12 protein-coding genes are annotated in these 13872 nt (G+C 49.2%); 4 read left to right on the top strand and 8 right to left on the bottom strand.

What is annotated here, in order from left to right; genetic code table 11:
• Positions 1–13 precede the first annotated feature (13 nt).
• Positions 14–1477: a DUF1501 domain-containing protein gene (locus tag RID21_RS02190; RefSeq protein ID WP_350186972.1), complete on the top strand. Its 1464-nt coding sequence runs from the start codon at positions 14–16 to the stop codon at positions 1475–1477.
• A gap of 214 nt (positions 1478–1691) precedes the next feature.
• Positions 1692–2423, top strand: coding sequence for a Swt1 family HEPN domain-containing protein (locus RID21_RS02185; RefSeq protein ID WP_350186971.1), 732 nt, complete (start codon positions 1692–1694; stop codon positions 2421–2423).
• A gap of 48 nt (positions 2424–2471) precedes the next feature.
• On the opposite strand, the gene RID21_RS02180 is transcribed toward RID21_RS02185, so the two are convergent.
• Together RID21_RS02180 and RID21_RS02175 are read right to left on the bottom strand one after the other, a co-directional pair.
• Positions 2472–2834 carry a cupin domain-containing protein gene (locus RID21_RS02180; protein WP_145039980.1) on the bottom strand — a complete coding sequence of 121 codons (363 nt, stop codon included), beginning with the start codon at positions 2832–2834 and terminating at the stop codon, positions 2472–2474.
• Between the two features lie 93 nt (positions 2835–2927).
• Complete coding sequence (locus RID21_RS02175) at positions 2928–4202, bottom strand: ornithine cyclodeaminase, nickel-pincer nucleotide-dependent (protein ID WP_350186970.1); 1275 nt, start codon at positions 4200–4202, stop codon at positions 2928–2930.
• A gap of 648 nt (positions 4203–4850) precedes the next feature.
• Between RID21_RS02175 and RID21_RS02170 the strand changes: the two genes are divergently transcribed.
• Positions 4851–5771 (top strand): Gfo/Idh/MocA family oxidoreductase, encoded by a 921-nt coding sequence (locus RID21_RS02170; RefSeq protein ID WP_350186969.1) that lies wholly within the window; start codon positions 4851–4853, stop codon positions 5769–5771.
• A 48-nt stretch (positions 5772–5819) separates the two neighbouring features.
• On the opposite strand, the gene xerC is transcribed toward RID21_RS02170, so the two are convergent.
• The 3 genes from xerC to RID21_RS02155 all read right to left on the bottom strand — a co-directional run bounded on the left by xerC (position 5820) and on the right by RID21_RS02155 (position 8297).
• Entirely contained in the window at positions 5820–6734 is a 915-nt protein-coding gene (xerC, locus tag RID21_RS02165; RefSeq protein WP_350187288.1) for a tyrosine recombinase XerC, read from the bottom strand.
• 103 nt (positions 6735–6837) lie between these two features.
• Positions 6838–7068 carry a hypothetical protein gene (locus tag RID21_RS02160; RefSeq protein WP_350186968.1) on the bottom strand — a complete coding sequence of 77 codons (231 nt, stop codon included), beginning with the start codon at positions 7066–7068 and terminating at the stop codon, positions 6838–6840.
• 104 nt (positions 7069–7172) lie between these two features.
• On the bottom strand, positions 7173–8297 hold the full coding sequence (locus RID21_RS02155; protein ID WP_350186967.1) for a hypothetical protein: 1125 nt from the start codon (positions 8295–8297) through the stop codon (positions 7173–7175).
• 303 nt (positions 8298–8600) lie between these two features.
• Here RID21_RS02155 and dusB point away from each other — a divergent pair, with 303 nt between their 5' ends.
• A complete protein-coding gene (gene dusB, locus RID21_RS02150) occupies positions 8601–9686 on the top strand; it encodes a tRNA dihydrouridine synthase DusB (RefSeq protein ID WP_350186966.1) in 1086 nt (361 codons plus the stop codon).
• Between the two features lie 8 nt (positions 9687–9694).
• On the opposite strand, the gene RID21_RS02145 is transcribed toward dusB, so the two are convergent.
• The 3 genes from RID21_RS02145 to RID21_RS02135 form a co-directional block, all read right to left on the bottom strand.
• On the bottom strand, positions 9695–11005 hold the full coding sequence (locus RID21_RS02145; RefSeq protein WP_350186965.1) for a hemolysin family protein: 1311 nt from the start codon (positions 11003–11005) through the stop codon (positions 9695–9697).
• Positions 11006–11130: 125 nt separating this feature from the next.
• Complete coding sequence (gene ybeY / locus RID21_RS02140; protein WP_350186964.1) at positions 11131–11628, bottom strand: rRNA maturation RNase YbeY; 498 nt, start codon at positions 11626–11628, stop codon at positions 11131–11133.
• A 19-nt stretch (positions 11629–11647) separates the two neighbouring features.
• Positions 11648–13819, bottom strand: a complete 2172-nt coding sequence (locus RID21_RS02135; protein ID WP_350186963.1) for an HD family phosphohydrolase — start codon at positions 13817–13819, stop codon at positions 11648–11650.
• Positions 13820–13872: the final 53 nt, after the last annotated feature.

Raw genomic sequence — 13872 nt, 5'->3', positions numbered from 1 at the left:
GGAGCCTGAACTCATGGCTGATACTAACCCACATTTCAATATTGATCCGATTTTAACACGGCGACAGATGTTGCAGCGGTGCGGTACCGGTCTGGGCTCGCTCGGACTCGCCTCACTGATGGCTTCTGAAGGAATGTTGAATTCTGCTGAGGGAGCTTCTGGGGTCGATACAGAATCGCCAATGGCACCGAAAACCTCTCATTTTCCGGGTAAAGCCAAGCACGTTATTCATATCTTCCTGAATGGTGGGGCCTCTCAAGTCGATACATTCGACCCCAAGCCTGCGCTGGCGAAGTACACTGGGAAGATGCTGCCGACAGAAAACCTGCGGACAGAACGGAAAACCGGGGCCGCCCTGCCCTCACCGTTTAAATTTAAAAAGTACGGCGAGAGTGGCCTGGAAGTCAGCGAGCTGTTCTCCGAACTGGGAGACTGTGTCGACGATATCGCCTTCGTGCGTTCGATGTATACCAACGTGCCGAACCATGAGCCTTCTTTGATGATGATGAATTGTGGCGACCTGATTCAGCCACGCCCGAGTATGGGAGCCTGGGTGACTTATGGTCTGGGGACCGAAAACCAGAATCTCCCCGGTTTCGTCGTGATGTGCCCAGGGGGATATCCCATTACGGAATCCGCTAACTGGCGTTCTGCTTTTCTGCCGGGAGCATATCAGGGAACGCACATTGATACCAAACATACTGATATTGAGAAGCTGATCAGCAATATCAGAAATAAGAAGCAGTCCCTGCCCGAGCAGCGCCGACAACTTGATCTATTGCAGGCATTGAACCGTCGTCATCAGGAAGCACGGGCTCAAGAGTCCGCCCTGGAGTCCCGGATTCAGTCTTTTGAGCTGGCTTATCGTATGCAGATGCAGGCTTCGGATGTATTTGATATTAGTCAGGAACCACAGCACATTCATGAGATGTACGGCTCCGGTGTGCATGCTCGTCAGTTGATGATCGCTCGTCGGCTGGTGGAACGTGGTGTCCGCTACGTACAACTTTGGCATGGTGCCGGTCAGCCCTGGGACAATCACGATGAAATTGAGAAGAATCACCGTCGTCTGGCCGGCGAGTGTTCTCAGGGAATTGCAGCATTGCTCAAAGACCTGAAGCAGCGTGGATTACTGCAGGATACGATCGTCGTTTGTGGTGGTGAATTTGGACGGACCCCGGTTGTGGAACTCCCTACACCCGGAGCCAACGCTGGCAAAATGAATGGTCGTGACCACAATAACCATGGATTCACCGTCTGGCTGGCTGGAGGTGGAGTCAAAGGTGGGCAAGCCTACGGGGCGACCGATGAATTCGGATTTGCTGCTGTTGAGAATAAGGTGCATGTGCATGACCTGCATGCGACACTCTTGAAGCTACTCGGATTTGATCATGAGCGTCTGACCTACCGCTTTGCAGGTCGCGATTTCAGATTGACGGATGTACACGGTTGTGTTGTGGATGAATTGATTGCCTGAATCTAATTTGCGATTATTCACCGCAAAGGCCTGCTAAATCGTTTCTACCAGATTAGTGGACAAAGAAATCCCCTGCTTTCGTTGAATCTGCCGGTTGCGTGCTTGACCTGTTCCCTAAAAAAAGGAAGTATTGTTCTGGTATCAGGACGCTTAAGAAAGGATTCGGGGGCATGACTTTAGGGAAATATTCTGTGAGGCGGAAGAGGGGAATTGCGTGGCAGGTGATAATGAGCGCATCAAACTGACTCTGGAGTTACTGGGGACAGGACTCTATCCCGTCATTGAGCAGGAAATGAAAGCGGTTTACCGGGACAACTGGATTGACCGTGCGAAAGAGAGTTTCCGCAACTCTCCCCTGACTTCACAGCCTGAAGGTGACGCAATCCGCTGGGACGCGCACTCAACACTCCTGATTTTATGGGATCACTGGAACAGCGTCTTTCGTAACCGTTTCACTCCTCTGGAACGCAGCTTTGTGGGCGAACTGAGAGAGTATCGAAACCGCTGGGCTCATCAGACCCAGATTAACACTGACGACACACTCCGCATTCTGGATACCGCTGCCCGTTTGCTGTCCGCCGCTGGTGCGAGGAAAGAAGCACAGCAACTCCAGAAAGAACGTGATCAATTGCTGTATCAGATTCTGCAGTACCAGGAGCAGGTAATTGTCGATTCCCCGGATAATCGCAGGGAGCGTCTCCGGGATGCGATCGTCTTTCTAGTCTGCGGAATCGTGATCGATCTGGGAATCTTCTTTTCTTACGGTACCGGTGGTTTGGCAATTCTGTTTGCTATCTTCGTCACAGCCGTATTCGTGTTTCTGGCTTACCAGCGCTGGGTGACACCCGATAAGCCATCCTACGGTGCACACGAATGTACGAATTGTGGGAAAATTATCTACGGAGAGTCCTGCCCTTATTGCAGTGAAACGACGGTGAATACATAAAGGACCGTCGCCTCTTTTTAACTGCTGATCGTATTTTGAGAAAGTGGTTCAATCGAGCCATTCATCAGCAGGGTCAAACTTCGGAAAAACGATGTTGATGATTTTCATGGTGCCGATAGCGCGATGACGGACCCCGGGAGGTATTACGATAGACATTCCGGCGTGTACTGGGATGATTTCGTCATCGAGTTGCATTTGCGCATCTTCACCACACTCCAGGAAGTAGTACGTCTCTGTCAGTTTGCGATGATAGTGCAGCTCAGCTGTTTCTGAGATCTCGGTAACGTGCAGGGTTCCGGGAAACTCATCCACATCAGCAAATGCGCGGCGGGCAGTTCCACAAGGGCAAGCGGTCCCTTCGATCTGAGCGAAGTCAGCAACGTGATATTTCTTTTGAGTCGATTCCTGCATGCAGAATGCCCTTTCGGGGGAAACAGGCTAAATTAGAGGCAAATAAAGGCTATTTTCTTATAGTATAACAAGGCGATCCGGCCAACAAAATCCTTACGATGATTTATTGATTTCATCGAGCAGCACTCTGAGAAAAGGTTCCACATCAGTAACCAGCCCGACTGTCTGAAACGTGCCGCGATCTGCCAGTTTCGTGACAGTGGCCGGGTTAATATCCACACAGACCACTCTGACACTGGCCGGTAATAGATTTCCGACAGCGATCGAATGCAGAGTGGTGGCGATCATCAGACAGAAAGAGACTCCTTCTACCAGTTCACGCATTTTTCGCTGCGCATCGACCGTATCAGTGATGACATCGGGTAAAGGACCATCGTCACGAATACTCCCCGCCAGCAGGAAAGGGACCTGATTCTTCACGCATTCATACATGATCCCTGATGTTAAGACTCCCTGCTCGACTGCAATCTGAATACTACCCAGACGACGAATCCGGTTGATTGATCGTAAATGGTGTTCGTGGCCTTCTTCACTGGATCCACCATGTTCCATCGAGATTCCCAGGCTGGTCCCATAAAACGATTCTTCGATGTCGTGGGTGGCCAGAGCGTTTCCCGCGAACAGCAGATTGACATACCCTTCCCTGATTAATTCGCTGAAATAGGCTCTACTCCCGGTATGTACAACCGCAGGACCAGCGACAACCAGTATCTTTCCCGCTCCCTGCTTTGCGCGTCGCATCTCGGCGGCGATTTCACGGACGGTAACGCCCTTGGGTTTCTCACTAGAGACAGTACTGTTCATGAATGAAAAACCGGCAACTTCCGGTGCACCTCGATCTATGGGAAAGACACGTGTGCCCCGGGTACCCAGCACGACCAGTTCACCCTCCTGAACATCGGCCATCGGCAGGCAGTGAGCTGATTTATGATCTTTACTCACCACGATGCCACAGTCCATTTCCTGGAGCGATACCGGAATCCAGTTTCCATCAACACGGATCTCGGTTTTCTGATTGGTTGTGCAATAGAACCCTTCCGGAAACGCACCACCCATGTCAGCCTGTGCCAGAAGACAGTCATGCTGTTCCAGGGGAACTGCCCCATGTTGGGCAATCTGAGTGAGGATTGACTGCAGTGTTTCTTCATCGGGGGCAGTGACTTTGATCTGGGCCCGACTGCTGTCAGATCGGGAATGACCAATTGAAATTTCATCAATCGAGAAATCGCCACCCAAAACCGTAATTTCATCCAGAATCTTGGGCAGGAGCAGACTATCGATGATATGGCCCTGTAATTCGATTTCTTCGCTGACACTAAGTGAACTCTGCTTCTGGAGATCGGATGGTTTATCGGTTGTATCACCCATAACTGGCTTCACCTCTCTGAATCAGTCCTTTTGACAGGCCAAAGGGACTGATTGATACTGGATTTGGAATGATCTCTTATCGTAATTCTACGTAATTCAGCTAAAAAACATACACCCAAAATTTGTTTGAACTCCTGACTATCAAATTATTTGCTGTCTTTTTAAGATTTTGCAGGCAGATGGGAATGTTTCGCGACAGACACGATGCGAGCGGGAAATTCGATTTTCCGGTGTTGGCTGCTGAGTTCATTGAGATCTGGAAAACAGCATTTGACTGACTTTGCCTGAAGTCAATCTCATTAGAGACTCTCTGTCACGTCAAGGGGCTGATTGCGTGATCTTTTATCGTCATCCTGGTAAATGTATTTATGAATTTTCGGCCTACTTGATTAAATGTCGCTCACTGATTCAGGGTATCGTTGGCGAGAGGCTCATACAGTCTTGATTCTATACATATTTAATGAATATCATATCTGTTTCTGCACTTGGATCTCTGGGTAGTAGTTTCTGACTTTCTGATCAGGTTCTATCTGGAGAATGTAATCTGTTTCATCCTGTTTCCCAAATTGTAATGTTCCCGGTATGGTCAGAATTGGAATAATAGGGCTCGGCCCATATTGGGAGCAGCGCTATGAACCTGTCCTGCGGATGATGGATCAAAGAATCCAGATCAAAGCCGTCTATGATCCGGTGCGCAGTCGAGCGGAACAGGTTTCAACTCAATGGAATGCAGCGGTCGCCTCAGGGATTGGGGCATTGACCACCCGTTATCCCGTTGACGCTTTCCTGCTGTTAAATTCAGAATGGATGAATCACTATCCACTGAAGGTGCTCAGTCAGCAGCATCGCCCCGTGTATATTGCCGGCAGTCTGGGAGAAGACCTGAATCTCCTGGGAGAAATTCATGAGCGGGCAACCGATCAACTGGTGACATTAATGCCGGAATTCAGCCGCCGTTATTCCCAGGCCACAAGTCGTTTTTTTGAACTGGTTGTCACACGGCTTGGTAAGCCGGTTTCGATCCATCTGCAAACCTGTCGGCCTGCAGCTGATCAACAGGTGGAGATTCCGGGTCAGAAAAACGAAACTGATTTTCTGGTTGGATTAATCGACTGGTGTTGTTACGTCATGCGTACCAAGCCGGTTAAAGTTCATTCCAGTTTCCATTCAGACTCAAGTATTCAGTCAGAGGATCACTGGAGAATTAAAATCGAATTTCTACCAGATCCGGTCACTGCTGCCGAGCGTTTTGCACTAATTGATATTAAACAACATCAGCAGTCGACTGATTCACTTTATCCCCGACATCAGGTTCATTGCCGGAATGGTCACGCAGAATTTCATTCACCAGATGAGATCCATTGGGAAAATGACACAGAGACGATGACGGAATCACTAAAAAGTGATCGCCAGGAACTGGAAGTCATGTTGGATCACTTTTGTCGCAGAGCTGTGGGCGGGATTATTCCTGTAGCGAATATCAGAGATGTATGCCAGGCAATCCGGCTGGTTCAACTTGCTCGCTGTAGTCTGGAATCAGGGACGCCTCAGATATATCAGGTCGATTAAAATGGTGCCTGATTCTTTGGACCCGAACAGCCAACTAAATTGTTCAGCTTAGCGTTTCTTATATTGCTTTTGAGCATGCGGGTGGGCTTTTTCATAGGTCTCAAGCAGGCGGGCAGTGCTGACGTGAGTATAGATCTGTGTGGTTGTCAGACTTTTGTGCCCCAGCATTTCCTGAACACTTCGCAAATCGGCGCCTCCATCCAACAGGTGTGTGGCGAAACTGTGCCGCAGTGTGTGTGGGCTGGTCTTTTTATCCAGACCCGTCTGCAGTAAATATTTCTCCAGCATCCGCCCTACACTACGTGATGTCAGTCGCGTTTTTAGCCGGTTCAGAAAAAGGGCATCCGCATCAGGATGAGATTGTGGCTTGCCTTCACGTTCTGCTGTCCAGCGCTGGAGTGCTTTCGCGGCATAACTGCCGATAGGAGCAATCCGCTCCTTGCGGCCTTTTCCAAGCACTCGGATGATATTTGTATCCTGATCCCAGTCACTTACATTCAGTGCCACCAGTTCGGAAACACGCAGCCCCGCTGAATATAGGGTTTCCAGAATGGCCCTGTCCCTTAAGCCCATTTTCTGATTGGCAGGTGGTGCCTCCAGTAGCGCGCCAATCTGATCTGTTGTCAAAAAATGAGGTAGTTTTCTCCCGGTTCTCGGAGTCCGTAGCGGCTTAGCTGGATTCGTTTGAGTGAATCCTTCACGGCAACAGTAACGAAAAAAACTCCGCAGGCACGCCAGACGTCTGGCAATCGTAGTCTTTTCGTACTGACACTCGTGTAAGTACGCTACGTAACGTCGTAATTCGCTGATTCCGATCTGGTCGGGTGACAGCAGCGTTTCTTCGTACTCGGTCAGGTATTCCAGCAGGCTTCCCAGGTCCTCTGAATACGATTTCAATGTCAGTTCAGAAGCATTTCGCTCGATCTCCAGGTACCTGAGGAAACTATCAATCGCATCGTGCAGCTCAACTGGCCTGACATGCTCAGAGGATATCATGTGATCGCTAGTCTGGCTGAATGAATGAAATGGATTTCAGAGTCTGAAAGAATCGCTGTCAGCACCGCTCTCACGCAGTTTTGCGTAATCTGCCAGACTGCTGTTCCTGTTCAGCTTCCCGTCTGAGTTTTCTGACTTTCTGACTCATGACTGCCGCATCATACCAGGTGAAGCTCAACTCTTTATCTGCTGCGTATTGTCCCAGAGTCTGAAGCATCTGGGAAGAACTGGCATCGTCATACAGAAAAACATAGCGTTCTGAATCTTTTACCAAAGCAACGACGTTCATTTGTTGTTTCACAGTAGCAGTCCTTTTTATTCGTCAGAGCACTAACGTCAGAGACAGGATTGGTTGGAAGTGCTCAAGCAACCGCGCTAATTAATATCGGCGGTTAAGAGGTGGGGTTATCGATATTTTCTGACCTTGAAGATCATCTGGTGCTCAGCCTGACCACCATGCAGTGTTAACATCTCTACAATCATTAAATGTGCTGTAAACCGTATAAAGTCCTCACTCCGATGCAGGTAAGCTTCCCAGCCTCCACTGCGGCGGTCTCCGCTGACTTCCAGGTAATCACGTAGGTTGGCAACCAGAGCGGCATCAGAACCGTCAAACAGCCGTGTATAAGACATAAATGGCTGGCGAGGATCGCAGACGCCGATTTCTGTCGTAGTGGTGGGAGGGCAAAATTCACCAAACTGCTTCGTGTATGAAGGAATTGCAGTAGAATTTGTTTCGGGAAGGTTATGTGAGGAGGGAGAAGGTGCATCCATTGATTTTTGAACTTCTGGCGAGTTCACAGCAGGTTTAGCTTTCAATGGAAGCTGACCAAAGGGGGAGGTTGAATCAACGCCCTGATTCGATTGAGTAGAGGCTTGTATCACCTGCTTCTGGTTTTGAGCATGGGGCCAGGCAGCGAGTGGCTCCTCTGATTGACCTCTGAAAACTGGTTCGGAAGCAGGCTCAGGTATCTGGAATTCAGGTGGACATTCAGCCGATGCGGATTCCTTATATGATTTGAATATCGCTTTCATCTCCTGACGGGTCTGTTTCCGTTCCAGATGATTTGAATATCGAACTTCTTTTTTGGCTTCATGATTCACAATCCGATCTAATTTAAACACCTGGTTCAGGACCGATTTTTTCTCATGACGCTCTTCGACCAGCAGTGGGACTCCGGGAGTAAATTCCTGGGCATGAGGCGAGTACCAGGAGACCTGCAATCCAATTCGAGGAGGATAATAGGGGGAGTAATCAGTGACTGCACCGATCACAACGGCATCAACGTCAAGAACTTTAGCCAGCTTGAGCACGTCATCCGGATTATTCATCTGCAGCTGATGTTCTACCATCGCCACTTCTGCAACACCGACGGGCAAGACCTGGAACCCCGGGACCTTCTGTAGTTCTGAATAATAGGCGAGGGCAAAGCGGCGCCCGTCGACTTCTGGCTCCTGGCTCAAATTAAAAAAAGGAACCACAGCAACGGTTTTGAGTCTCGGATTTGGATTGGTCACAGTGGTCCGCATGATCACGCACCCTGTCAGGCTCGACAAACCAATCAATATTGCCAAAATACGAGTCAGCACCAGATCATTTCCCGCGGTGGAGGTTAGAATAAAGCTATATCGACTTTATCGGCATAATCGGTAGGGTGACTTCAATAAGAAATATTTTGTTATTTCCCCTATTTTGACATCGTTAATTTGAAAGAATCTGCTGTCTTTTTAAGCGAGTAAGAGCTTGATTTGGTCAGTATTTTCAGTTGTCTGATCCCCTGCTAAAATAAAACTCAGAATATAAGCACTGTCATATTTTCAATTTGAATGATCATGAATCAAACTTTACCCCCTATGCCCGTGTCTCGTCCTGCCGTCTGTTATGGGACGCTGAAGCTTGAGTCGCGATATCTGCTTTCTCCATTAGCGGGCTATACAAACTTACCTTTTCGACGGATTGTTAGAGAACTGGGTGGTGTTGGGCTGGCAACCACCGATCTGGTGAATGCGCGGGGCCTGCTGGAAGGAAGTGAGAAAACACTCCAACTGATTCAGACCTGTCCAGAGGACTCCCCTTTTGCAGTCCAAATCTTCGGCAGTAAACCAGAATACATGCGGGATGCAGCACAGTTACTTGAGTCCCGCGGGGTCGATTCAATTGATATCAATATGGGCTGTCCCGTGAACCGGATCGTCAAGGGGGGCGCTGGGGCCAGTATGATGTGTCGCCCCAGTGACACAGTCTCACTGGTGCAGACTGTAGTAGATGCTGTCAAAATTCCCGTCACAGTCAAGATGCGACTCGGTTGGGATGATTCTGATTTATCAGCCCCCTTCTTTGCCCGGGAGTTCGAGCAGGTGGGAATCGTGGCAGTTGCCATCCATGGTCGTACCCGCGAGCAGGGGTTTAAGGGAACTGTGAATCATGACGGCATCCGGCAAGTCGTAGAAGCAGTAGAGTCCATTCCCGTAATCGGCAATGGTGATGTCACCTCGATTGCGGATGCGGATTTCATGCTGAAGACTACAGGATGTGCGGGGGTATCAATTGGTCGCGGTGCACTGGCAAACCCATGGATATTCCGGCAGCTTGTACAATGGGAGCAGACAGGAGACTGTGATCCCCCGGGTAATTTTGATGAGCGGCTTGAACTCCTCTTAAGGCAGTTTCGCTATCTATTGGAGATGACCACCGAGAATCGGGCGATTTCCATGTTTCGCAAAATGGGGCACTGGTATTTGAAATCGATGCGCGTCAAACCGGCTTTGCGGCATGAATTCCAGTGTGCCCAGACACTGGCAGACTTCGATCAGGCGATCCGCAATATTGCGTCGCAAGGGCCCGCTTCCGGGTCGCGGACAGGCACATTACCTGATATGCATATCCCCGTGCCTGGTGGGCCGGTGGAGCGCTGGTAAGTACATAACTAGACGTCAGCGTCGATTTCTTCCATCAGAGAGGGGTCAAGCTCGATGCGTAGTTTACTGATTCTGCGTTCGTCCGACTCAATGACCTCAATACGCAACTGCTGCCAGGTCATGGTTTCTCCCGGTAGTGGGACTTTACCGAACTGGGTGATTACGAATCCTCCGATCGTATCGAAGTCTTTGCCTTCAGGCAGCCCGTAATCATACTGTTCATTCAGGTCATCAATGTGGACGCGAGCATCGACTTCCACCAGGTTTTCACCCAGTTCAAAAATCATCTGCTCCTCTTCTTCGTCAAATTCGTCGACGATATCTCCCACGATTTCTTCGAGAACATCTTCCATGGTAACCAGACCGGCGACACCGCCGTATTCGTCGATGACAATCGCCATGTGAACATGCTCTTTCTGCATGGTTTCCAGCAGTGAATCGATTCCGGTCGTTTCCGGTATATAGAAGGGGGTAAACATCAGATCCTTGATTGTAAGCTGGTCTGCTGAGTTCAGGTTCTGATTTTCTTTGGAGTAATGTTTAAGAAGTTCCCGGGCATAGAGAATGCCGACGATGTCGTCTGTAGATTCTCCAATTACAGGGATCCGGGAATGACCTACATCGATAAATTTGAGCAGAGCTTCATCCAGCGTTGCAGTTACGGAAATGTATTCCATATCCATTCGCTGGGTCATAATAGCTCCGACGTCCTCATCCTGCAGTTCCATCACACGCTGGATCATTTTGCCAGCTTCCGACTCCAGAATGCCTCCGCGGGCTCCTTCTTCCACTACCGAGAGGATTTCTTCACTGATGTTTGCCTCACGCCCGTTCTTGTTCTCTTCTTTCCCTGCCAGACGGTGTGAGAATTCATCGATTTTCCAGGACAGCCACGTGATTGGGCTCAGGAAAACGGGGATCCAGCGTACCAGTGGCCAGGAACGCTGCAGGAACTGTTCTCCCGCAATGCGGGACAGAGTCCAGGGGAGGGTTAACATAACCAGAATGGCAGTCAAAAGACCTAGCAGCAACTCAGCCGCAAACTGGGCGGTGACAACCAGTGAATTGAATTCGGCCGGTATGTGTATATACAGTCGCGTCAGGATAATTGAGAGGAGAATGACACCTGTCAGAAAACAGATATCAGCGGCCAGCAGGACGGTGGGATGTGAACGTAGAATTTCGCTGAATCGATCTGGGACTCCCGCCTCAGTACAAAGTGTTTCCAGTCGGCTGCGGGAGAAATCTCTCAGAGAAAAGCCCAGTAACCCTGAAAACAGGATCAAGGCGATGAGTACGGAAATAACCAGCGGGACCATTTGTCGATTAAATAACCAAATATCAGGAGAATAAGTTGAAGCTGGAACTCAGCCAGTTCAGGTTAGAGTTTACCTTTTGGAAACTCAGAGATAAATCGGTAACTCGGGAATATTCTGATCATATTTCACTCTTCACGGCGAGGAATCTGTAATTTCCAGTGATCAAAAATCTGCTGTTCGCGGGCTCTCATCACTTTTAATTCATCTTCCGACAGGTCGTCGTAACCACACAGATGCAACAATCCGTGCACGACATACAGTAGAAATTCATCTGCAGCGGACCAGTGGTATTGTTCGGCCATGGAAATAGCCATCTCTGCCGAGATTATTATTTCACCTTCAATCGACTTCCCTGCTCCCCTGATGACTGATTGGTACAGATTCTCGTCCTGGGAGCACTCCAGCAGAAAACTGAGCACGTCTGTGTCATAATCGTGTGACAGGTATTTCTGATTCAATTCCCTGATTGTGAGGTTATCCACAATCGCTAGACTGATCTCTGCCTGGGTTACCTGCTCTGCTTCCAGCAGGTAGCGGACTGCGTCTTGAAGTTGGGGCTCATCAATCGCGAGCAGATTTTGAGAGTTCTGAATAACGATCTGATACTGGTCTGTTGTGTTCATTCCGTGGTTGATTACTCGATTATGCAGAACGTTCTTCGGGGTACTTGATGCGTCCGTGATAGATCCCAATCAGAGATTTCACCAGGGATTCTTCAACAATATTAATCTCACTCAATGTCAGCGAACATTCGTTAAACTGCCCATCCAGCAGACGTTTCATGACTAATGAATGAACCAGAGATTTAATCCGTTTCGGAGTTGGATCACTTAAGGTTCGGCTGGCGCTTTCCACGGCATCGGCTAACATCATGACCCCTGCTTCGCGAGTCTGTGGTTTAGGGCCGGGATAGCGGAAGGATGACTCTTCGGCATCGGTTTTATGATCAGGACTCTGGTCGGCTTGTTTTTCTGCCTCACGGAAGAAATACTCAACCAGTGTGGTGCCATGGTGTTGTTCGATGAAGTCAATTATCGGCTGTGGTAGATTGTGTTGACGAGCGAGGTCGACGCCATCTTTGACATGGCCGATAATGATCAGGGTACTCATCGCCGGGGCCAGATTGTCGTGTAGACTTTCACTCCCAACGACCATGTTTTCAATGAAGTACTGGGGTTTGAGCATCTTGCCGATGTCATGGTAATAGGCGGCGACCCGGACCAGTAATCCATTTGCACCGATTTTGTCTGCTGCTGCTTCACCGATAGTAGCCATCGAGATGGAATGGTTGTAGGTACCTGGTGCTCGACGAACCAGTTCCTGCAGCAGCGGGTGCGAAACATTACTCATTTCAAGCAGGCTGATATCCGTTACCACGCCAAAGAGAGATTCAATAAAGGGAAGACTGCCGGCAACCAGATAACCTGCTGCCAGACACCACCCTGCTCCCTGCAGGCTTTCCCAGAGGACCTGCTGATCAATCAGGCCGTTGGAGAGCTCCTGACTGTTGATGAGGTTGATTCCCCAGTAGACCAGAAAGTAGGTTAACCCCATGCCGAAACCAAGTTTGATTAAAGTGGAGCGGGATGAGACTGTTGCCAGCGAAGTAACCGCCACTGAGGAGATACTCATCAATACCACGAAATGCCCCAGCGAGCTTCCCGTGGAAAGACAAAGTATCAAAGACAACGACAACGCTGTCAGGATCGCCATGATTTGATCATAAACGATCGCGAAGACCATTACGGTGACTACCAGAGGCAGTACTTCTGCACGCCAGGGATCGTAGGAAAGAATCCGCCCCAGAAACACGGTCAAGACAATGACGCTCAGATAAATACTCAATCTGCTGACCGTTCTGGCAACAGCCCTCTTATTTCTCAGCAGATGATATCCATTTAAGACTGCCAAAACGATAAACATCAGAAAAATGAAACTGACGCGCACTACCCGTTCGTAATAGGGGACAGCTTTTTCTTTCGTTTCGTACTCCGCTCTAAGTAGAGTCAGCTGATTGTCTTCGATCAATTGACCAGGTTCGACCAGAACTGTCCCCCTCTGGAAAGTGTCGTAGACCTCTTCAACTTCCTCTCTCGCCTGTTTTCGTTCTGCCATGGTTCGGGCAGCATCGTAAACCAGTGTTGTCGGAGCTTGGAAATAAATCCAGTGAGACAGCGCCGACTTCATTGAATCAAGTTTGGGGAATTTACTCCACTCACGACCGATCACGCTGTTTGCAGAGAGCTGGTCAGGCAGCCGGATATCAAAGGTGGTTACCTTCTTCTGTTCTCCCGTGTTTTTATAAACGATTTCGATTTTATCACCGGGGCGAATCTGGTTTTTCGTCAGATCATTTTCGTTGACAATCCCATAAGTCTTGAGTGGTGCAATGAGTTTTGTAAAATCCTCAATGATTGCGTCGATTTTTTTAGTATCGTTGGAGTCAGGACTGGAGACCTGTGACTTCAATTCTGCAAAGGTCTGCTCAGATTCCTCCGGGAACTGATCTACAAACTGTTCCAGTCGACGTGAGGGAGTCAAACCCAGTTCAGCACGGGCATCGCCATTCAGTTCATCCAGCGATTTGGCATCGGCGATGGCTTTCAAGTCTTCTCTCAGAAGTTTAGGAAGGTTGTCAATCAAGACGGGGTTCTGAATGAAGTAATACGGGACCTCAGACTCCTTCTGCGTCCGCTCCCGATCGGTTTCGATGGGATTAGCTACCTTAAACGAAACACTGGCAAGAATACCATGTTCGGAGTACATACCCAGTCGGTAGGGAAACGGCGCTTTCCAGCTTTCTACAGCAACCATTAGAATCAGGATTGTCAGCAGACAGACACTGAGACGGGATAGTGTACCCCGGT

It is taken from the genome of Gimesia sp., assembly GCF_040219335.1.
Taxonomy (GTDB): domain Bacteria; phylum Planctomycetota; class Planctomycetia; order Planctomycetales; family Planctomycetaceae; genus Gimesia.
The sequence above is the reverse complement of the archived record's forward strand: the minus strand, read 5'-3'. Positions and strand labels throughout refer to the sequence as shown.

Bases quoted from the DNA above. Each gene is read 5' to 3' on its own strand.
- RID21_RS02190 (WP_350186972.1), top strand. From the start codon at position 14: ATGGCTGATACTAACCCACATTTCAATATTGATCCGATTTTAACACGG.
- RID21_RS02180 (WP_145039980.1), bottom strand. From the start codon at position 2,834: ATGCAGGAATCGACTCAAAAGAAATATCACGTTGCTGACTTCGCTCAG.
- dusB (WP_350186966.1), top strand. From the start codon at position 8,601: ATGAATCAAACTTTACCCCCTATGCCCGTGTCTCGTCCTGCCGTCTGT.
- RID21_RS02170 (WP_350186969.1), top strand. From the start codon at position 4,851: ATGATGGATCAAAGAATCCAGATCAAAGCCGTCTATGATCCGGTGCGC.
- ybeY (WP_350186964.1), bottom strand. From the start codon at position 11,628: ATGAACACAACAGACCAGTATCAGATCGTTATTCAGAACTCTCAAAAT.
- RID21_RS02175 (WP_350186970.1), bottom strand. From the start codon at position 4,202: ATGGGTGATACAACCGATAAACCATCCGATCTCCAGAAGCAGAGTTCA.
- RID21_RS02155 (WP_350186967.1), bottom strand. From the start codon at position 8,297: ATGCGGACCACTGTGACCAATCCAAATCCGAGACTCAAAACCGTTGCT.
- RID21_RS02145 (WP_350186965.1), bottom strand. From the start codon at position 11,005: ATGGTCCCGCTGGTTATTTCCGTACTCATCGCCTTGATCCTGTTTTCA.
- RID21_RS02135 (WP_350186963.1), bottom strand. From the start codon at position 13,819: ATGGTTGCTGTAGAAAGCTGGAAAGCGCCGTTTCCCTACCGACTGGGT.